The 19,672-nt window shown below is 71.7% G+C and carries 22 protein-coding genes; 9 read left to right on the plus strand and 13 right to left on the minus strand.

Features of this window, described 5'->3' with window-relative positions; genetic code table 11:
* Positions 1–1,398: PP2C family protein-serine/threonine phosphatase (locus CCN39_RS05070; protein ID WP_086838834.1), on the minus strand; the 1,398-nt coding region annotated here is incomplete at its 3' end.
* A complete protein-coding gene (locus CCN39_RS05075; protein WP_244210622.1) occupies positions 1,398–1,688 on the minus strand; it encodes an STAS domain-containing protein in 291 nt (96 codons plus the stop codon). The genes CCN39_RS05075 and CCN39_RS05070, both read right to left, overlap by 1 nt.
* Positions 1,689–1,937: 249 nt before the next feature.
* Here CCN39_RS05075 and CCN39_RS05080 point away from each other — a divergent pair, with 249 nt between their 5' ends.
* Positions 1,938–2,321: an STAS domain-containing protein gene (locus CCN39_RS05080; RefSeq protein ID WP_086838835.1), complete on the plus strand. Its 384-nt coding sequence runs from the start codon at positions 1,938–1,940 to the stop codon at positions 2,319–2,321.
* Positions 2,322–2,341: 20 nt separating this feature from the next.
* Here CCN39_RS05080 and CCN39_RS05085 read toward each other — a convergent pair whose 3' ends face one another.
* The gene (locus tag CCN39_RS05085; protein ID WP_086838836.1) at positions 2,342–3,565 is read right to left on the minus strand and encodes a PP2C family protein-serine/threonine phosphatase; all 1,224 of its coding nucleotides are present in this window, start codon (positions 3,563–3,565) and stop codon (positions 2,342–2,344) included.
* An 81-nt stretch (positions 3,566–3,646) separates the two neighbouring features.
* Between CCN39_RS05085 and CCN39_RS05090 the strand changes: the two genes are divergently transcribed.
* Positions 3,647–4,366, plus strand: coding sequence for a histidine phosphatase family protein (locus tag CCN39_RS05090; protein ID WP_086838838.1), 720 nt, complete (start codon positions 3,647–3,649; stop codon positions 4,364–4,366).
* Positions 4,344–5,213, plus strand: a complete 870-nt coding sequence (locus tag CCN39_RS05095; RefSeq protein ID WP_086838841.1) for an NAD(P)H-hydrate dehydratase — start codon at positions 4,344–4,346, stop codon at positions 5,211–5,213. Before CCN39_RS05090 ends, CCN39_RS05095 begins: the two co-directional genes overlap by 23 nt.
* A 148-nt stretch (positions 5,214–5,361) precedes the next feature.
* On the opposite strand, the gene CCN39_RS05100 is transcribed toward CCN39_RS05095, so the two are convergent.
* Genes CCN39_RS05100 through CCN39_RS05115 form a run of 4 tightly spaced genes read right to left on the minus strand, consistent with a single transcriptional unit; the run spans position 5,362 to position 9,442 of the window.
* A complete protein-coding gene (locus CCN39_RS05100) occupies positions 5,362–6,081 on the minus strand; it encodes an SDR family oxidoreductase (protein WP_086838843.1) in 720 nt (239 codons plus the stop codon).
* Positions 6,078–6,944: an oxidoreductase gene (locus CCN39_RS05105; RefSeq protein WP_086838844.1), complete on the minus strand. Its 867-nt coding sequence runs from the start codon at positions 6,942–6,944 to the stop codon at positions 6,078–6,080. Before CCN39_RS05105 ends, CCN39_RS05100 begins: the two co-directional genes overlap by 4 nt.
* A gap of 44 nt (positions 6,945–6,988) precedes the next feature.
* Entirely contained in the window at positions 6,989–7,810 is an 822-nt protein-coding gene (locus CCN39_RS05110; protein WP_086838846.1) for a helix-turn-helix transcriptional regulator, read from the minus strand.
* Positions 7,811–7,864: 54 nt separating this feature from the next.
* Positions 7,865–9,442, minus strand: coding sequence for an alkaline phosphatase D family protein (locus CCN39_RS05115; RefSeq protein WP_086838848.1), 1,578 nt, complete (start codon positions 9,440–9,442; stop codon positions 7,865–7,867).
* Positions 9,443–9,590: 148 nt separating this feature from the next.
* Between CCN39_RS05115 and CCN39_RS52545 the strand changes: the two genes are divergently transcribed.
* Positions 9,591–11,828 (plus strand): extracellular catalytic domain type 1 short-chain-length polyhydroxyalkanoate depolymerase, encoded by a 2,238-nt coding sequence (locus CCN39_RS52545; RefSeq protein ID WP_086838850.1) that lies wholly within the window; start codon positions 9,591–9,593, stop codon positions 11,826–11,828.
* Positions 11,829–11,891: 63 nt separating this feature from the next.
* Positions 11,892–12,104, plus strand: a complete 213-nt coding sequence (locus CCN39_RS05125; protein WP_086838852.1) for a hypothetical protein — start codon at positions 11,892–11,894, stop codon at positions 12,102–12,104.
* Between the two features lie 604 nt (positions 12,105–12,708).
* Here CCN39_RS05125 and CCN39_RS05130 read toward each other — a convergent pair.
* Positions 12,709–13,224 carry an ATP-binding protein gene (locus tag CCN39_RS05130; RefSeq protein ID WP_244210623.1) on the minus strand — a complete coding sequence of 172 codons (516 nt, stop codon included), beginning with the start codon at positions 13,222–13,224 and terminating at the stop codon, positions 12,709–12,711.
* A 246-nt stretch (positions 13,225–13,470) separates the two neighbouring features.
* On the opposite strand from CCN39_RS05130, the gene rho reads away from it, so the two are divergent.
* Positions 13,471–14,532, plus strand: coding sequence for a transcription termination factor Rho (rho, locus tag CCN39_RS05135; protein ID WP_086838856.1), 1,062 nt, complete (start codon positions 13,471–13,473; stop codon positions 14,530–14,532).
* Between the two features lie 4 nt (positions 14,533–14,536).
* Here rho and CCN39_RS50630 read toward each other — a convergent pair whose 3' ends face one another.
* Positions 14,537–14,713: a hypothetical protein gene (locus tag CCN39_RS50630; protein WP_167454981.1), complete on the minus strand. Its 177-nt coding sequence runs from the start codon at positions 14,711–14,713 to the stop codon at positions 14,537–14,539.
* 32 nt (positions 14,714–14,745) lie between these two features.
* Positions 14,746–15,024, minus strand: a complete 279-nt coding sequence (locus tag CCN39_RS05140; RefSeq protein WP_086838858.1) for a hypothetical protein — start codon at positions 15,022–15,024, stop codon at positions 14,746–14,748.
* Positions 15,025–15,342: 318 nt separating this feature from the next.
* On the opposite strand from CCN39_RS05140, the gene CCN39_RS05145 reads away from it, so the two are divergent.
* Positions 15,343–16,275 carry a PrsW family intramembrane metalloprotease gene (locus CCN39_RS05145; RefSeq protein ID WP_086838860.1) on the plus strand — a complete coding sequence of 311 codons (933 nt, stop codon included), beginning with the start codon at positions 15,343–15,345 and terminating at the stop codon, positions 16,273–16,275.
* A 4-nt stretch (positions 16,276–16,279) separates the two neighbouring features.
* Here the strand turns inward: CCN39_RS05145 and CCN39_RS05150 are convergent, their stop codons facing one another.
* The 3 genes from CCN39_RS05150 to CCN39_RS05160 form a co-directional block, all read right to left on the minus strand.
* Entirely contained in the window at positions 16,280–16,480 is a 201-nt protein-coding gene (locus CCN39_RS05150) for a DUF3072 domain-containing protein (protein ID WP_086838862.1), read from the minus strand.
* 66 nt (positions 16,481–16,546) lie between these two features.
* On the minus strand, positions 16,547–16,969 hold the full coding sequence (locus CCN39_RS05155; RefSeq protein WP_086838864.1) for a hypothetical protein: 423 nt from the start codon (positions 16,967–16,969) through the stop codon (positions 16,547–16,549).
* A gap of 62 nt (positions 16,970–17,031) precedes the next feature.
* Positions 17,032–18,081, minus strand: a complete 1,050-nt coding sequence (locus CCN39_RS05160) for a C40 family peptidase (protein ID WP_086838866.1) — start codon at positions 18,079–18,081, stop codon at positions 17,032–17,034.
* A gap of 449 nt (positions 18,082–18,530) precedes the next feature.
* Here CCN39_RS05160 and CCN39_RS05165 point away from each other — a divergent pair, with 449 nt between their 5' ends.
* Positions 18,531–19,361 (plus strand): peptidoglycan-binding domain-containing protein, encoded by an 831-nt coding sequence (locus CCN39_RS05165; protein WP_086838869.1) that lies wholly within the window; start codon positions 18,531–18,533, stop codon positions 19,359–19,361.
* Between the two features lie 83 nt (positions 19,362–19,444).
* On the plus strand, positions 19,445–19,672 hold a 228-nt coding region (locus CCN39_RS05170), incomplete at its 3' end, for an LLM class flavin-dependent oxidoreductase (protein ID WP_143263950.1).

Genomic DNA, 19,672 nt, shown 5'->3' on the forward strand with positions numbered 1-19,672 from the left:
CAGCCCGTCGGTGTAGAGCACCAGGTCCGCGCCCACCGGGAAGCCCGCGGTGCGCTGGGGGAAGACCGAGCCGATGCCCAGCGGCTGCGCCAGCGCCTCGCCGATCTGCTCGGGCGGCTCGCCCGGGCGGATCAGGATCGCGGGCAGGTGGCCGGCGTTCGCGTAGGCGAGTGTCCCGTCGGAGGGGCGGTGGACCGCGTAGAAGCAGGTCACGAAGCTTTCGCCGAACAGCCCGACGGTCAGTTCGGAGACGTTGCGCAGGACCTCCGACGGGGGCAGCTCCAGCAGGGCGTAGCTGCGGATGGCCGTCCGGACCTGGCCCATCACCGTCGCGGCGGTGACGCCGTGGCCGACGACGTCGCCGATGACGAACGCGGTCGCCCCGGACGGCAGCCTGATCACGTCGAACCAGTCGCCGCCGACCTTGCTCCCGGTGGCCGCGGGCAGGTACCGGGTGAACACGTCGAGGCCCGGCGTGGGCGGGGCGACCGGCAGCATGCTGCGGGACAGTTCCGTGGCGAGGGTGCGCTCGCGCTCGTAGAGGCGGGCGTTGTCCAGCGCGATGGCCGAGTAGGCGGCGATGCCCTCGGCCAGGTACTCGTGCCGCGCGGTGAACCGGTCCGGCTCGGGGTGGCCGAAGAAGAACCCGCCCAGCACCTCCCCGGAGGTGGGGCTGACCACCGACACGGCGAGGTAGCTGCACACCGGCAGGTGCCCCTCCGGCATCCCGTGGTGCGGCGCGTTCTTGCCGAACCGCGGGTCCTTCGTGATGTCGGGGCTGCGGACGGTGCCGTCGCCGTCGAAGGTCGGTGCGAACACGGCGGTGTTGCGCGGCATGGGGAACCGGGCGAACGCCTCCCGGGGCACCCCCGAGATCGTGTACAGCGTGTACGACTCGCCGAACTCGTCGACCAGGTTGTAGAAGAACGCGCCGAAGCCGGCTCCGGTCGCCTTCGTGGCCGCGTCGGTCGCGTCCTGCACGATCCGGTCGATGTCGAGCTGCGCGGTCAGTTCGCGGCCGGTGGAGTGCAGCGCGTCCAGGAGCGCGGCTTCGCCCCGCAGCCGCCGGACGGTGGCGGCCAGGCCGGCGGTGGCGGCGTCGATCGCGGCGGCGACGGCCGAGGGCACCTCACCGAGGTCCGCGGTGGTATAGACCAATGCGCCGCGGTCGCCGTCATCGGCCGCGACGGCGACCGCGTGGGTGATTTCCGTGCCCGGCACCAGGTCCGCGAGGACCGTGCGGTCGGTCACCACCCGCGCGACGTGGTCGCCGAGCACCGCGCGCACCTCGGCCGGGCCGAGGGAGCGGACCGCGGTGGCCGCCGGAGCGCCGTCGCCGCCGACGAAGGCCCCCCGCACCGCGTCGAGGACCGCGTCGAATTCCGGCCGGGCCGTCATCAGGGAGCCAGCGCGTCGGGCAGCGACGGGTAGATGGCGAGTTCGTCGATCAACCGGGTCAGTTCCAGCGGGCGCAGGGTGATCCGGCCGGTGGCCACCACCCGCAGCGGCGCCGAAGCGGTGGGCCCGCGGTGCGCCCGCACCAGTTCGGCCATCCCGGCCGAGGCCAGGAACGTGACGCCGGTGAGGTCGATGACGAGCAGCGACGGCTGCAGGCGCGCGGCGCGTTCCGCCAATTGGCGCAGTTTCGGGGCGAGTGCGAGGTCGAGGGCACCGTCGACCCGCAGCACCGCCGCGGTTCTCCAGTGCGACCGATCCCGCGGAGCTGGCCGCGTCGTCGAGTGAGTCCCCGGTCACGTCCCGTTCACCCATGGCGCTCATTTTGCCTGTTGGGCGGCGGCACAGGAAGCCGAGGGGGTGCTGACACGGCGGCGTGTCGCCCGGGCGGGCATGATTGGCGGTGGTTGAGCAGACAGCCTTCGTGATCACGCACGCCCGCCGGTTTCCGGTGGGGCTGCCGAAGGCGAGGAGAAAATCACATGACCGAGCACACCCAGTTCGAAAGCTCGGCCACCGCTGTGCCGTTCGGGGAGTTCCGGATCGCCCAGACGGAGCAGGACGAAGCAGTCGTCGTCGAGGTCGTCGGGGACGTGGACACGACCACCGCGCCGGCGCTCGTGCAGGCCGCGGACGAAGCGCTGGCGGGCCAGCCGCCGGTGCTGGTGGTCGACCTGACCCGCGTCGAGTTCCTCGCCTCGCCCGGCCTGACCGCGTTGCTGACCATCCACCGCAACGCCGGCACCCGCACCGCGGTGCGGATCGTCGCGTCCGGCCGGGCCACCCTGCGCCCGATCCAGCTGACCGGGCTCGAGGAGAGCCTTTCGCTCTTCCCGACCCGGGAAGCGGCGCTCGCCGGGTCCTGACCCGGAACGTCCCGGCCGCGTCAGCTGCCGGCCGGGACGGCACGGCGGCCGATGGCCAGCAGGGCGACGTCGTCCTGGGCCGGCCTGCTGCCGATCATCGCGGCCATGACCTGCGCGCAGATCCGCTCGGGATCCCCGGCGCGCACGGTGGCCACCAGTTCCTGCATGCCGATGTCGACCGGGCGGTCCCGGCGCTCGACCAGCCCGTCGGTGTAGAACACCAGCACGGCGTCTTCCGCCAGGTTCACCACCGTCGTCCGGCGCTCCGGCACGCCGATGGTCAGCCCGATCGGGGGATCCGGGGGCGAGTCCACCAGCCGGGCCGGTTCGCCGGGCTCGGCGAGCACCGGGGGCAGGTGCCCGGCCAGCGACAGCGTCAGCACCTCGCGGTCCGGGCCGATGATCCCGTAGGCCACCGTGGCCATCGCCCCGTGTTCGAAGTGGTTGGCCTTGCGGTCGAGCTTGGCGAGCACCTCGGCGGGGCTTTCGCAGTCGAGGGCGTAGGCCCGCAGCGCACTGCGCAGCCGGCCCATGATCACGGCGGCGTCGAGGCCGTGGCCGGAGACGTCGCCCATCACGACGCCGAGCCGGTCACCCGGCAGGGAGAACAGGTCGTACCAGTCGCCGCCGAGCCCGGTCTCCGCGCCGGGCACGTACCGGGCGCCGAAGTCCAGGCCCGGCACCTCCGGCAGGCTGCTGGGCAGCAGGCTCCGCTGCAGCGCCATGGTGGCGGTGCGGTTCTCCTCCAGCGCCTCCACCTGGATCGCCATCGCCAGGCGGTCGGCGACCAGCTGCATGGTGGCCACTTCGGGCTCGCCGAACTCCCGGTGCGCGACCGAACCGACGTGCAGCACCCCGACGAGCTCGTTGCCGGCGACCATCGGCACGCCGAGCATCGAATGCAGGCCGCGTTCCCAGAGCAGGGAGTTCACCACGGTGGTGTCGTCGACGTGGTCCAGGATCACCGGGGCCCGCCGGAGCGCCACCGTGCCCGCGAACCCGCTGCCCACCGGCACCCGCACGCCCTGGTGGACCTCCTCTTCGATGCCCGCCGCCGCGAAGGCCACCAGCTGGCGGCCGCTGGGCTGGTACCGGAGCACGGTCGCGGTGTCGACCGCCATGACTTCGCGCAGGCGCCCGAGCGTCTCGGCGAGCATTTCCGCCAGGCCGAGGTGCGCGGCCGGAGCGCCGATGATCGCCTCCAGCTGCTGCAGCCGGTTCTGGGCGTCGAGACTTCGCGACATGGAACGACCCTAGCCGCAACTGGTTTGCGGGCCTAACCATCCCGGGTTTCGACGGCGGGTCCCGCGGGGTACCAGGCGGTCGTGAACGTCGACTTGGACTGGGTGGGTGTGCTGCGGCACGGCCAGAGCACCGGGAACGTGGCCAGGGAAGCGGCGGAGTCGGCCGGCGCGGATGTGATCGACATCGCCGAGCGCGACGCCGACGTTCCGCTGACGGACCTGGGGCGGGAACAGGCTTCCGCGGCCGGGAAGTTCCTCGCGGAGCAGCCGCCCGACGTCGTCATCACGTCGACCTACCGCCGCGCTTGGGACACCGCCCGGCTGGCCGCGCCCGAGGGCGTGCCGATCGTCCCGGACGAACGGCTGCGCGACCGGGAGCTCGGCGTCCTGGACCTGCTGACCTCGCACGGCGTTCGCGAGCGGTGGCCCGACGAGCTGCGGCGCAAGCGGCGGCTGGGCAAGTTCTACTACCGGCCGCCGGGTGGGGAGTCCTGGGCGGACGTCGTGCTGCGGCTGCGGTCCCTGCTCACCGAGCTGAGCGTAGAGCACGCCGGAAAGCGCGTTCTGCTGACTGCCCACGAGATGACCGTCTTCGCCCTGCGCTACCTGCTCGAAGGGCTGCCGGAACCCGACCTGCTGCGCGCGGCCGGCGCCACCGAGGTCCCCAACGGCTCGGTGACGGCCTGGGAGCGCGACGCCGACGGCGGGTTCACCATGGTGCTGGCCCAGGAGGTCGGCCACCTGCACGCCACCGACACCCCGCCGACGGCGGACGACGATGCCGCGCAGCAGCTCACCTGACCCGGCGCCGATCAGCCCGGCCCTGCTGCGGGACTGGCGGATCGGCGCCGAAGACCGGGGAACCGTGCTTGTGGTCGGCGGCGCCCGGACGGTGCCGGGGGCGCCGGCCCTGTCCGGGACCGCCGCCCTGCGCGCCGGGGCCGGCACGCTGCAGCTGGCGGTCTCCGAACGGCACGTGACGGCGATCGGTGTCTCGGTGCCCGAATCGTCGGTGTTCGGCCTGCCGGAGACGGCGACCGGCGCGATCACCGCCGACGCCGTCGACCGGCTGGCCGAGGTGCTGCCCGGCGCCGGGACCGTCGTCGTCGGCCCCGGCCTGACCGGCGTCTCGGAAACCGAGGAGTTGCTGCGGAGCCTGGTCCCCGCCATCGCCCCCGACACCCGAGTGGTGCTCGACGCGTTCGCGCTCGGCGCGCTGAGCCGGGACCCGGCACTCGCGGAACCGCTGTCCGGCCGGCTCCTCCTCACCCCGAACCGGGTCGAAGCCGCTTTCCTCGACGGCTGCGAGGAAAAGGAGGTCGACGACCTGGAGACGGCGGTCCGGATCGCCGGCCGCTACGGCGGCGTGGTGCTGCTGATGGGCGTGGTCGCCTCGCCGGACGGCCGGGTCTGGCGCGACGGCAGCGGCCACGTCGGCCTCGCCACCTCCGGCAGCGGCGACGTCCTGGCCGGCCTGACGGGCGGCTTCCTCGCCCGCGGCGCGGCCGTCGACCAGGCGGCCTGCTGGGCGACGCACGTCCACGCGGTGGCCGGCCAGCGCCTGATCCCGGACACCGGCAGCACCGGCCTGCTGGCCCGGGAACTCGTCGCGGAGATCCCGCGCGTCATCGCCGAGCTCGAACGCTGAGCCGTGTCGACCCGGCAATCACGCGTGTCGACCTCCTGATCACGCGTGTCGACCCCGCGATCACGCCGAGCGCTCCGGACGCGGTGCGGGAAGGGTCGACACGCGTGATGGAAGGGTCGACACGCGTGATCGGGGGGACGACACGGCGTCAGCGCTGGGTGGTGGGCCGCACGATGATTTCGTTGACGTCGACGCCGTCCGGTTGCCTGATCGCGTAGGCGACGGCTTCGGCGATCGCGTCCGCCGGGAGGGTCACCGCGCGGTAGGCGCGCATCGCCTCCTGCGCGCCCGGCTCCGTGATGCTGTCCGCCAGCTCGGACTCGGTGACGCCGGGGGAAACCGTCGTGACGCGGATGCCCGGGCCGGCCTCCAGGCGCAGGCCCTCGGTGATCGCCCGGGCCGCGTACTTGGTGCCGCAGTAGACCGCGGCCGTCGGCACCACCTCGTGCGCGCCGGTGGAGGCGATCGTCACGAAGTGCCCGCCGCGGGCGCGCCGGAAGTGCGGCAGGACCGCCGCGATCCCGTGCAGCAGGCCGCGGACGTTGACGTCGATCATCCGGTCCCACTCGTCGACGTGCAGGGAGTCCAAACGCGACAACGGCATCACGCCCGCGTTGGCGAGGAAGACGTCGATCCGCCCGTGCGCCTCCACCGCCGCGTCGGCGAACGCGGCGACGCCCGCGCGGTCGGTGACGTCGAGGCGGTGCACGTCGGCGGTGCCGCCGGTGTCGTGGATTTCCTTCGCCAGCGCGGTCAGCCGGTCTTCGCGGCGGGCACCGAGCACGACGTGGTGGCCTTCGCCGGCCAGGCGCAGCGCGGTGGCGCGGCCGATGCCGCTGCTCGCTCCGGTGATGAGGACGGTCTTCACGGGGTTCCTTCCGGGAAATCGGCGCCGAGGGTGGTTTCGCGCCAGGTGTCGAACGTGGAGCGGAGAGTGCCGAGCCGGGCGGTGGCGATGTCGTAGGCGGCCCGGCCGAGGAGCAGGCGCAGCGGCGGTTCGTCGCTGCCGACGGCGGTGAGGATGGCTTCGGCGGCGCGGGCCGGGTCGCCCGGCTGCCGTCCGTACGTCGCGAGCGTCGCCTCCCGGCGGGCGCCCGCGGTCTCGGCGTAGTCGTCGATGCGGATCGCCGACTGCCGCATCGAGGGGCCGGACCAGTCGGTGCGGAACGCGGCGGGCTCCACGATGGTCACCTTGATGCCCAGCGGCGCCACCTCCGCGGCCAGCGACTCCGACAGGCCCTCCACGGCGAACTTCGTTGCGTGGTAGTAGCCGGTGGCGCCGAAGGCGGCCAGTCCGCCGAGCGAGGACACGGTGACGATGTGGCCACCGCGCCGCGCCCGCATGCCCGGCAGCACCGCGCGGGTGACGTCGGCGAGGCCGAAGACGTTGGTGTCGAACAGTTTCCGGATCTCTTCGTCCTCGCCTTCCTCGATCGCGGCGAGGTAGCCGTAGCCGGCGTTGCCGACCAGGACGTCGATCCGGCCGAACGCCGTTTCGGCCCGCTGCACCGCGTCGACGACCTGGGCGTGGTCGGTGACGTCGAGCGGCAGGGCCAGCGCGCGGTCACCGTGTGCCTCGGCGAGATCGGCGACCCGTGCCGGATCGCGGGCGGTGACGACCGCGCGCATGCCACGATCGAGCACGGCCTCGGCCAGGGCCCGGCCGAGGCCGGTGGAGCAGCCGGTGATGAAGAAGACGGTGTTTTCGGATACAGCCGTGTTTTCGGGCACGACGAAGTACTCCGTCCATTGTGGATGGATGGGGGAAAGGTGGTTCAGGAGGCGGCGAGACTGCCCAGCAGCGCCAGTGCCGCTTCCGACGGGCTGCCCGGCTCGGCTTGGTAGACGATCAGCTGCTGGCCCGGGGCGCTGTTCACGGTCAGCGCCTCGTAGCTCAGTTCCAGCTCGCCGACCAGCCGGTGGCGGAACCGCTTGGTTTCGTGGGTCTTCTGCCGGATGTCGTGGCGGGCCCACAGGCGGCGGAAGTCCGCGCTCTTGACCGACAGCTCGCCGACGGTGTCGATGAGCTGCGGGTCGTCCGGGTCGATCCCGGCGGCCGCCCGCAGGCCGCCGACGGTGTTCACGGCCACGCGCTCCCACTCCGGGTAGAACTCGCGGGCGTCCGGGTCCAGGAACACCAGCCGGACCAGGTCGCCGCTGTGGGTGTGCCCGGCGAACAGCGCCTGGCCGAGCGTGTTGTGCGCGAGCACGTCGAGACAGCGGCCGAGCACGAGCGCGGGCGTGTCCGGCCAGCCGTCCATCAGGCGCAGCAGGTTCGGGCTGACCTGTTCACGCCGCCGCGCGCGCCGGCGCCGGACCGGTTCGGGCCGGGCCAGCCGGTGCAGGTGGGCGACGGCGTCGTCGTCCAGCGCCAGCCCGCGGGCGAGCGCGTCGACGACCTGCGCCGACGGGTTCCGCTCCCGGCCCTGTTCGAGCCGGACGTAGTAGTCGGTGCTGACGCCGGCCAGCAGCGCCACCTCCTCGCGGCGCAGGCCCGCGACCCGGCGCGACCCGCCCGCGGGCAGGCCGAGTTCTTCCGGCCCCACCTGTTCGCGGCGGGCCCGGAGGAACTCCCCGAGCGCGTTTTCCTGAGCCATGATCCGAGGCTAACCCGGAATCGGTTCACGAGCGTGGCCGTGTCACACCCACCCTCAGGCCAGCCGGATCGGCTCCTCGTCGTCGCCCGGCTCGGCCCGCAGCAGGGTCGCCGTGGCCGTGCGCCCGTCGACGTCCAGCGCCATCACCGCGTTCCCGAAGTGCGGCCCGGACACGCAGTGCCACGACAGCGGCGCGGGCGGAACCCCGGTGCGCCGCGCCAGCCGCTCGCTCACCCTGGTCAGCGAGCGCGCCCAGCCCGCCCGGAACAGCCGGTTCATGTACCACGGCACGGTGTTGTGCACCGGCGAGCAGGTCAGCTGGTGGACCGGCGCCGCGGTGCCACCGCGGAACTCGGCCCGCGCCACGTAGGCGTGGTGCACGTCGCCCGAAAGCACGCTGACCGACGCCGGCCCGTCGTCCGCGACGCGGGCGATGAGCTTCGCCAGCCGCTCGAACGACGCGCGGAAGGCCGGCCAGTGCTCCAGGTCCACCAGCTGCCGGAACCACTCGCTCGCCCGGCCCACGAGCCCGGGCCGGGCGCAGAGCCGCTCGTTGACCGACTGCGCGGCCGACAGCGCGGTGGGCAGCAGCCACGGCAGGGACGTGCCGATCAGCAGGTGGTCGCAGTCGCCGGAGGCCTGCTCCTCGATCCAGCGGAACTCCTCGTCGCCGATCATCGAGCGGTGCCCGCCCTCCAGGATCCGCCCGGCGCGGGAGTCGATCACCAGCAGCCGGACCGGGCCGAAGTCGCGCCGGTAGGACCACCTGGTGCCCTTGGCGCCGTCGGCCTCCCGGTCGGCGCGGTCGGCGAACTCGCGCAGCAGCTCGGCGTTGTCCTCACCCGACTGGCTGACCCGCTGGTAGAGGTCGTCTTCGGCCAGCTCGCGCGGCCCGAGGTTGCCGAGGTGCTGGTAGACCCAGTACGAGACCAGCGCACCGCGGATCCGCTCCGGCCACCAGGACGTCCGGGCCATCTTCGCGCGCCAGGCCTGCGAGGTGTTCCAGTCGTCGCGGACGTCGTGGTCGTCGAAGATCATCGACGTCGGCACGGTGGAGAGCAGCCAGCGGACCGCCGGGTCGCACCAGGCCTCGAAGTACAGGTGGCAGTACTCCTCGAAGTCGGCGACCTCGGTGCCGGGTGGCTGCTTGGTGTCACGCCGGGTGGCGAGCCACTCCTGCGTCGCGTCGGTGGTCTCGTCGGCGTAGACCTGATCGCCGAGCAGCAGCAGCGATTCCGGCCACTCGGCCTCGTCGAGGGCGGCCATCCGGTGGGCGTAGGCGGCGAGCGCGTCCGGGCCCAGCGCGTCCTGCTCCCGGGGCTTGCGGCAGGACCCGAACACGAGCCGGAACCGCGGGTCGCCGGGCCGCAGCGTCCGGATCCGGCTCGGCGGCAGGTCACCGTCCGGTTCGGGCCAGACGACCTCGTTGTCGAGCCGGACCTCGTACGGTGTGCTCCTCCCGGGTTCCAGTCCGGTGAGCACGACCAGCGCGTAGTGGTGCCCGGCGACCTCGAACGTCCGGGCGTCCGCGTCGCCGATGCGCACCTCGCACGGGCCGTCCGTCTCGACCCAGATCGTCGCCGAGGTGGCGTCGACGTGCCGCAGCAGCGGGCCCAGCAGCAGCTCGGTCATCCCGGAATCCTGCCAGAACTCCGGGGGCGCGGCCGATCGGTGAATCCCTCGAAAGTTCCCGAAACGTTTCGATAATCGTTGACCGGCCGGGCGCGGGGACGAACCATCGTCGCAGCTGCGTTCCCGTCCCCGGAAAGGATTTCCTCGCGTGCGAAGACTCCTCACCGCCCTTTCCGCCGCCGTGCTGGCGATCGCCGCGTCGATCGTGCTGGTCGTGGCGGCGCAGCCGGCGTCCGCGGCCACGTTGACCCGGGTCACCGACTTCGGCAGCAATCCCAGCAACCTCAACATGTACACGTACGTCCCGGACCACGTCGCCGCCCGCCCGGCGCTGCTGGTCGCCATCCACTACTGCACCGGCTCGGCGTCGGCGGTCTTCAACGGCTACGCCCGCGACTACGTCACCGCGGCCGACCAGTACGGGTACGTCATCGTGTTCCCGGAAGCCACCCGCAGCGGGCAGTGCTTCGACGTTTCTTCGCCGCAGGCCCTCACCCGCGGCGGCGGCAGTGACCCCGTCGGCATCCTCTCGATGGTCAACTGGACCAAGCAGCGCTACAACGTCGACGCCTCCCGCGTGTACGTCACCGGGTTCTCCTCGGGCGCGATGATGACCAACGTGCTCGCCGCGGAGTACCCGGACGTGTTCGCGGCCGGTTCGGCGTTCATGGGCGTGCCCGCCGGCTGCTTCGCGACCACCGACGGGTCCAGCTGGAACAGCCAGTGCTCGGGCGGCCAGCTCATCAAGACCGCGCAGCAGTGGGGCGACCAGGCCCGCCAGATGAGCGGCGGCCGCACCGGCCCGTTCCCGCGGATGCAGCTGTGGCACGGCACGGCCGACGACACCCTGCGCTACCCGAACTTCGGGGAAGAGATCAAGCAGTGGACCAACCTGCACGGGCTGAGCCAGACGCCGTCGTCGAGTGACGCCCCGCAGTCGGGCTGGACGCGCACCCGCTACGGCGCCACCGGCACGCAGGCGCCGGTCGAGGGGATCAGCGTCCAGGGTGCGGGGCATTCGCTGCCGCAGAACGGGATGATCCAGTACGCGATCGCGTTCCTGGGCCTGGCCGACGGCGGTTCCACGACCACCACACCGACGACGACCACGTCCTCCACCCCGCCCGCCGGCAGCACGCTGGGCAGCGCGGCGGCGCGGACCGGGCGCTACTTCGGCACGGCGGTCTCGGCGAGCAAGCTGTCGGACAGCGTGTACACCGGCATCCTCGGCCGCGAGTTCTCCATGATCACGCCGGAGAACGAGATGAAGATCGACGCGACCGAGCCGTCGCAGGGCCAGTTCTCGTACGCCAACGCGGACCGGATCGTGAACCAGGCGACGAGCCAGGGCGCCCGGATGCGCGGGCACACGCTGGCCTGGCACCAGCAGCAGCCGGGCTGGATGCAGGGCATGGAAGGCACGGCGTTGCGGCAGGCCATCCTCAACCACGTCACCCAGGTCGCGACCCACTACCGCGGCAAGATCTACGCGTGGGACGTGGTGAACGAGGCGTTCGAGGACGGCGGTTCCGGGGCCCGCCGCAATTCCAACCTGCAGCGCACGGGCAACGACTGGATCGAGGCGGCGTTCACGGCGGCGCGGGCGGCGGATCCGGGCGCGAAGCTGTGCTACAACGACTACAACACCGACGACTGGAACCAGGCGAAGACCCAGGCCGTGTACCGCATGGTCCAGGACTTCAAGTCCCGGGGCGTCCCGATCGACTGCGTCGGCTTCCAGTCGCACTTCAACCCCAACAGCCCGGTGCCGTCGAACTACCAGACGACGCTGCAGAACTTCGCGAACCTCGGCGTGGACGTCCAGATCACCGAGCTGGACATCGAGGGCTCGGGAACGGCGCAGGCGGCCAACTTCCGCACGGTGACGGCGGCGTGCCTGGCGGTCGCGCGGTGCACCGGGATCACGGTGTGGGGCATCCGCGACACGGACTCGTGGCGCGCGTCGGGAACGCCGTTGCTGTTCGACGGCAACGGCCAGAAGAAGGCGGCCTACACGGCGGTGCTCGAGGCGTTGAACGGCGGAGCCCCGCCGGACGGCGGCACGACCACGCCGACCACGCCGACCACGCCGACCACGCCCACCACCCCTGCACCGGGCGGCTGTTCCGCGGCCTACGTGAAGACGGCGGAGTGGAACGTGGGCTTCAACGGCCAGGTGACGGTGACGGGGTCGAACAACTGGGTGCTGACGATCACGTTCCAGGCGCCGCAGAAGGTGATCGGCAGCTGGAACTACACGGGAACGTGGGACAGCACGGGCTACGTCCTGACGGCCCGGCCCAACGGCAGCGGAAACGTCATCGGCTTCACGGTCCAGCACGGCGGCAACCTGACGGCCCCGACGGTGACCTGCGCGAGTCCATAGTGGTCGGCATCACAGGATCCAGGTGCTGCGAAAACTGTCGGTGGTGACGGATAGCCTCAGCACATGAAAACGGACGACGCGACAGTCCCGGCGCACCAGCTCACCAAGGGCCAGTGGTTCTGGCACGAGCCGGCGCCGGGGCTGCCCGCGTGGCAGCTGCAGGTGAATTCGGCGGAGTTGCTGGAGGATTCCGTCGAGATCTTCACGACGGACGGGGAGCGGGAACTGGTTTCGTACCCGAGGAACAGGCTGGTCCGGCTGGCCGAGGTGGCTTAAGGGCTTGCCGGGAGGGGAGGCGGCGCAAGTGTTGCTGGTGATGGGGCGCGGATAGGTTTCTTCGTGGTCGTGCGTTGGTGCTGGCCGCCCCGCTTGTCTTTGGCGCGAACCCGCCGCGCACGAACCCGCCGGCGCGCAGTCAGGCGGGCCGGCGGGTCTTGATCCAGGCGGCGGTCGGCCGGGTGTCGCTGTGCCTTGAGGCCGCCGGGCCGCGTCGGGCGCTCAGCAGTTCGGCCCGGGCCCGCATCAGGTGCGCAGTCGGTCGGCCGGATCCGTCGGGCGCGACCAGGCCCCCAAAGCGGGCGCTTGGTAGGCGGCCCGGGCTTGATTCGGGCGCTCAGCTGGCTGGCCGGGCTCGGGTCAGGCTCTCGGTAGGCGGCCCGGGCTAGATTCCGGCGCTCAGCAGGTTGGCCGGGCCCGCTTCAGGCGTTCGGTAGGCGGACCGGGCTCGATTCGGGCGCTCAGCTGGCTGGTCGGGTCGGCGCCAGGCGCCCAAGCTGGCCAGACGGGTCCGGTCAGGCGCTCAGCAGGCCGCTAGGCGCCCATCAGGCCGGCCGACCGGCCGTCAGGCGCCCAGCAGCGGCCGCCTGGCCTGCCGCGGCGCTCAGCGCGCGTCGCCGAGGGCCGGTGGGCGCCATGTCATGCGGACCGTTGTTCCCGTTGCGCCCGTGGCTATGTCGGACTGGTCCGTCACCTGGTCGATCAGCAGCAGGCCGCGGCCACCCGAGGTGCGCAGGCCCGCCGCCCTCGGGCGTGTTGCCGGGATGCCGCAGCCGGTGTCCGTTACCGTCACCGTGACCGCGTCGCCCTCCCGGCGCGCCTGCAAGCGGGCCCAGCCGTGGCCGTCCGGGTAGGCGTGGGCCGCGACGTTGGCCAAGGCTTCGTACGTGGCCAGCGTGATGTCGTGCTTGCTGTCCGGGTCGAGCGGGAACTCGCCCAGCCAGCGGATCAGCTTGCGGCGCAGGTCGGCCATCTCGTTCGGCAGGGCCGGCGCCAGTTCTTCGAAGGTCGAGGCGACCACGGCTCCGGCGGCGAAGCGCTCCGAGGCCGTGGTCCCGGCTTGGTCGGCGTCGGCGCTTTCGCCCGTATCGACGCCAGTTTCCGGGGTATGTCGATACACGATCCGCTCCCATCGTTTCAGCCGCGGTTCCCCCGTTTCAGCGGGCTTCTCCGGTGGACTACCCACCGCCACGGCGTCTTACCCGTTGTGCTTCGTGAGAAGTGTCGCTACAGTGGAGACGCTCCTCGCGGATGCCGGCCCCTAGGCCGCCCGGAGGCAGCTCCCCGGATCCAGGCCACTCGGCCTCTTTCCTTCTTCCCGGCCTCGCCGTCCGTGCGCAGGCCCATCACACTTCAGGAGACACCCATGTCTTTTCACGGAATCCTCGACCTGTCCGGCAAAACCCCGTCCGTCCGGCCCGGCTACCGGCCGGCGCCCGAGGACGTCGCCATCCCGCTTTCCCTGGTCCGCAAGCACAACCTGCGGAACGGCGACGAGATCGCCGGTACCACCGAAGAGATCACCAGCGTCAACGGCCGCGACCCGGGTGAACCGCGGCCGCGGTTCGCCGACCTCGTGCCGGTGCACCCGGACCGCCGGCTGCTGCTCGAAACCACGCCGACGCGGCTGCTGCCGCGCGTCATCGACCTCGTCACCCCACTCGGCCGGGGGCAGCGCGCCCTGGTCGTTTCGCCGCCGAAAGCGGGGAAAACCACGGTGCTGCAGGAAATCGGCCACGGCTTGTCGGTCAACCACCCCGACTGCCGGCTCATGGTCCTGCTCGCCGACGAACGTCCCGAGGAGGTCACCGAGCTGAGCCGGACCGTCCGCGGGGAGGTGATTGCGTCCACTTTCGACCGTCCGCCCGCCGAGCACGTGGCGGTGGCGGAACTCGCCGTCGAGCGCGCGAAACGCTTGGTGGAGCACGGCGAAGACGTCGTCCTCCTGCTCGACTCGCTCACCCGGCTCGGCCGCGCGTACAACCTTTCTGCCCGTCCGTCCGGCCGCACGCTGTCCGGCGGCGTCGACGCGGCCGCGTTGCAGCCGATGAAGCGAATCCTCGGCGCCGCACGGAACATCGAGGGCGGCGGTTCGCTCACGATCATCGCGTCGGCGCTGGTGGAAACCGGTTCCCTGGCGGACACGGTGTTCTTCGAGGAGCTGAAGAGCACCGGCAACGCCGAACTCAAGCTCGACCGCAAGACGGCCGAGCGGCGCGTCTTCCCGGCGGTCGACGTGGCGGCCTCCGGCACCCGGCGCGAAGAACTGCTCGTCACCCCGGGTGAACTCGCGGCCATGCGCGAGGTCCGGCGGGCGTTGCCGGGGCCGCACGCGATCGAGCAGCTGCTGGATCAGCTCCGCAAAACCGGTTCCAACGCCGAGTTCCTGCTCCGCGTCACGGGCGCGGCGCTGCCCTCGGCGGCCTGAACGCTCAACTGTCGCGACGCTCCCGCGCCTCACCGATCACTTTCGCCCCGACACCGCGCGCTTCTTCGGGGTGGTCCGGTGGTTCGCCTTCGCCGGGGCGGTAGAGCCGGTCTTCGGGACGGCCGGGATCCGGAGTGCCGGGCCGCGCGATTTCGGGTTGCTGTTCGTTCGGCTGGGACATTCACCAGAGATACCCGGTCGGCGAGCGTTCACTCATCGAGGCGGCTGGTAGGGCGTCGAGGGCGGGTAGGAATGCCGTTCGGGCCCACGATTCAAGGTGGCCACGAGAAACCCGAACCCGACAACGCTGAGGACGAGCGAAGCGGCCCCGGGAGCAAAGGCCCACCACCCGAACCCGCCGGCGGCCACCAGCCAGGCGACGACGAGTGTCCGTTTCGCGGTGAGCGGATACGGCTTCGGCAGCTCCCGGACGGCGACACCGCCGAGCACGAGCAGCCCGGCGAGGATGACGAGCAGCACGGTCAGGTACACGGGATGTCCTCCTTCGGGAGTAGGGCATCTCCCGGTCGATTACCCGCACCGGCAGTGGGCAAGCCGTGGCGTCGGGCACACCGGCGGGTGCGCTCGGCAGCGGAAGCGCGATCCAGCGGTCCGGGAGGGGCGCACCGGCGCGAACCTGCGAGCATGGGCTCTCACCCGTCGGCTCGGCAGCGGGAACCGCGATCCGCCGGCCCGGCAAGGCCACACCGGCGCAAGCGCGGCCAACCCCGCCCAGGGACCGCCCGCGGGCAGGCTGCCCCCAGCGAATCACCGGGTGCGGACCTGCGGAAACCAGGGCACAGTACTCCCATGGCTCATCCGTCCGCTCGGCCCGCGGCCGGGGCCCGATCACGCCGGGTCTGGCTGCGGATGTTCCTTACCGGTGCCCTCCTGTGGGTGCTCGCCGTTGTCGTCACCTTCGTCACCGGCAACCCGAACCTCGTGCCCACCGTCGTGCTGCTCGGGAGCTTCCTGGTGCCCGTCACCTTCGTTGCCTGGGCCTTCGGGCGGCGGCGGAGCGGTGAGGTCACCTCCGAGCTGCTCTTCAGCACCTTCGTCGCCGGTGGGGTGCTCGGCGTGCTCGCCGCGTCCTTGCTCGAGTCCTACCTCCTGCATCCCTCCGCTTGGCTGTTCGCCGGGGTCGGGCTGATCGAAGAAGCCGTCAAGCTCGCCGTGCTGGCCGTGCTCACGCGGCACCTCCGGGTCAAGTTCGCCACCGATGGGCTCGTGCTGGGCGCCACCGTCGGGTTCGGGTTCGCCGCCTTCGAATCGGCCGGCTACGCCTTCACCGCACTGTTCACCGAACGCGGGCTCTCGCTGCTGGACCTCGTCCAGACCGAACTGCTCCGCGGTGTGCTCGCGCCCGTCGGCCACGGCCTGTGGACCGCGATCCTCGGCGGCGTGCTCTTCTCCGCCAGCGACCACCGCCACTTCGCCCTGACGCTCCGCCTGTTGCTCAGCTACCTCGGCGTTGCCCTCCTCCACGCTCTCTGGGACGCCATGCACGGCATCGCCCTGGTCCTCACCCTGCTGCTCACCGGCACGCCCTGGCAGTACGTCCAGTTCGAACGGGGCTACCAGCCGCAGCCGACCACCCTGCAGGCCGACGTCTTCACCCTGCTCTCCTGGGGCGGCCTCGCCCTGGTCTCGGTGGTCGGCGTGCTCTGGCTGCTCGCCGTCCGGGCCCGGGCGCGGCGTGGTGAGCGGCCACCCGCCGTCCTGTGGCGGATCCCCGCGAGGTGACCCCTCACGTGCCGCGGCCGGTCGCCTTCTGCAGGGCGTCGATCCGCTCGGACGCCTGCGCCTTCGTCAGGCCCTCCGGCACCTCTTCACCGGCTTCCTGCGCGAGCGTCTGCAGGTACGACTTCTGCGGCCCGGTCATCGGCTCGTCGCCGGTGGTCCAGTCGCTCGGGTCCTTCTCCGGGTTCGGCTCCACCTGATCGGTCACGACTCCTCCAATCGAACGTTTGTTCGTCTGGGTTCGACTGTAGCGCGGGGGTCCGACAATCGCCGGTCACGCGCCGGCCGGGGGCGTGCTCGGAGCGCCCGCCTCGTGGCCGGGACGCCCGTGCGTGCGGCGGTCGTCCTTCATCTGCTGTTCGTGCAGGTGGCGGCGTCCTCCGGTGAGCGAAGCGAGCAGCTCACGCTCAAGGTCGCGGCACGCCTTGTAGTAGCCGTCGTCGTACTCCTCGACGACCTGGAAAGTCCACCGATCGGGTAACACGTTGAGCCCGATGAGCTCTTCGGAGATCCGCCGCGCCCACTCGCCGTGGCCGGCCTTCTCGAGCTGCTCCACGGCCTCGCCGAGGGCCAGGTCCGCACTCCCGGTCAGCTGGTGGAACGAGTAGAGGTGCCCGCGGGCGCGCTCGATCGTCTCGAGCGCCTCGGTCACCTTGCCGACGGCTTCGACGGTGGCGGCGTCAGGGTTCTCGTCCATGTGCGAAAAGTGCCCCGTTCCGCGATTTCTACACTTCGCGGAACGGGGCACCGGCCGAAGCCTCAGGCGGTGGGGCGCGTGGCTCCCGCGTACTCGCTCATCAGCGGCGAGATCTTCACGACGTCGCCGCTCGTCGGCGCGTGCACCATCTTGCCGTCGCCGATGTACATCCCGATGTGGGACACGGGGGAGTAGTAGGCGACCAGGTCACCGGGCTGCAGCTGGGCGCGCGACACCGGGGTGCCGAACCCGGCCTGGGCCGCGGAGTTCCGCGGCAGGGTGATGCCGGCCTGCTTGTAGGCCCACTGCATCAGGCCGGAGCAGTCGAACGTGCTCGGCCCGGTGGCGCCCCAGACGTAGGCGCTGCCGAGCTTGCTCAGCGCCGCGTTGACCGCGGTCTGCGCGGCCGCGGTGGGCGCCTTGACGTTCGGCGCCGCCCCGCCGGTGTCCTTCTGGGCGGCCTTGTCCGCGTTGCTGAGGGTCCGGCTCTGCGCCTCGATCTGGTCGATCTGGCCCTGCAGGTCCTTTTTCTTGGCCTCGATGTCCGAGGCCAGCTTCGCCGCCGCGTCCCGGGCGTCCTGCGCCCGCTTCGCCGCGTCGGCAGCCGTCTTCTCGGCCGCCGCGGCCTTGGCCGCCGCGCCGCTGAGGTTGTCCATCGCGGCGTTCTTGTCGGTCGCGATGACCTCGAGCGCCGCCGAGCGGTCCAGGAAGTCCTGGGTGGACGTTCCGGCCAGCAGCGCCGACAGCTTGTTCATCTGGACGCCGCTGGTGAACGACGCGCCGGCGAACTTGTCCACTTCGGACTGGTACTTCTGCTTGGCCTCGATCGCCTGTGCACCGGCGTTCTTCGCGTTGGTGACGTCGGCGTTGGCCTTGTCGAGCTGGCCCTGCTTCGCGGTCAGGTCGTCCTGGGCGCGGAGCAGGTCCTCGTTGAGCTTTTCCGCCTGTGCCGCGAGATCGCGGTACTTGGCGAGGGCGTCCGAGCCGGTCGGGGGCGCCTGCAGGACGGGGACGGGGGCGGCGGTGGCCGGCTGGGCCATGGTGACGACGGTGATCACCGAGGCCGCGGCGAGGGCACCTGACACCACGCGCTTGACGGGATGCGAACGCATTCTCGCGCGGGTCTCCTTTGCTGATCGGCCGCCGGCGGGTACCGGGACGGCGAGCGGGGGTCTCGCCGTGCCCAGGGCGTGCTCTACCGCAACAGGAAGAGCCCGCGGTGGGGTCCGGTACCCGGCAGGGGGTATCGGCGGCGATCTCGCGTCGCCGTCTGAGGACGACCGGGGGCCGCGAGATCTCGAACAGGTTACGAAACGAGCACGGGAGAGTCCAGTGGGGGCGGCTCGAAACTCTCCGTGACGCCGGTCAACACGGCTGGACCAGTGGGAACGCGCCCGAATGTGGCTGGGATTACATACCGTGAGGCTCAAGCGCCGGTACCCCCGCACCGTATGAAGGGCGGCACGAACGGCCCGGACTGGGCGGATCCGGTTTGTACGTCCCTTGTATCCGGTTGCGTGATTCTCCTCCCCGAAGAGATTCCGACCCATGGAGGACAAGGATGTTCACGAAGGCCGCCGTGCTCACGGCGCTCACCGCCGCGACGTTCGCCGTGGCCGCACCGGCTCAGGCCGACACTGCGGCCACGACGGTGCTGCCCGCGGCGAACATGGAGGCCGTGCTGAAGGCGGCCCAGATCGACCCGCGCCGCGCAGACAGCACCCAGACCCCCGGTGCCCACGACAGCGTCCTGCTCGTCGAGCAGGCGCTGCAGGCGAAGGGCCTGCTCGACAGCCAGTACGTCGACGGCTACTTCGGCACCACCACCATCACCGCGTACTCGCAGTACCAGAAGTCGTTGGGCTACACCGGTCTCGACGCTTCCGGCCTGCCGGGCAAGACCTCGCTGGAGAAGCTGGGCGATGGCCGGTACACGGTCACGAACCCGGTTTCCGCCGGCAGCCAGGTGACCTACCACGGCAAGACCCTCAACACCCGCACCAAGGCGATGCTCGTTGCGGCGGAAGGGAAAGCGGGCTTCCAGGTCACGCTGACGCAGGGGTCCTACAACGCCGGTGGCGTCGACGCCTCGGCCGGGACGCACGACGGCGGCGGCGCGATGGACATCTCGGTGTCCGGCATGTCGTCGACCACCCGCACCACCCTGCTGAAGGCGCTGCGCAACGTCGGTTTCGCGGCCTGGTACCGCACGCCGGCGCAGGGCTTCGACTACCACATCCACGCGATGGCCATCTCCGACCCGGACCTGTCGTCGGGTGCGCAGCACCAGACCGGCGACTACTACCTGGGCATGAACGGCCTCGCCGGCCGCGGTGCCGACGACGGCCCCCAGGTCGCGAAGGTCACCTGGGAGGAGTACCAGCGCGGCTGATGCCGGGCGTGCGCCCGGCCGTGGTGGCACGGCCGGGCGCACCGGTGGTTTGATCGAAGGACCAACGACGTGGGGGTGTTTCGATGCCGCAGAAGGCGTTCCGGTTCGGCGTGGTCGCGGGCGCGACGGAGGGCGGCGCGAAGTGGCTGGCCACCGCCCGCCGGGCCGAAGAGCTCGGCTATTCGACCGTGCTGTGCCCGGACAACCTGAACATGCCGACGCCGACCGCGGCCCTCGCCGCGGCCGCCGCGGCGACGACCGAGCTGCGCGTCGGCTCCTTCGTGCTCGCCAGCCCGCTGCGCACCGCGCGG

It is taken from the genome of Amycolatopsis kentuckyensis, from assembly GCF_002155975.1.
Taxonomy (GTDB): Bacteria; Actinomycetota; Actinomycetes; order Mycobacteriales; family Pseudonocardiaceae; genus Amycolatopsis; species Amycolatopsis kentuckyensis.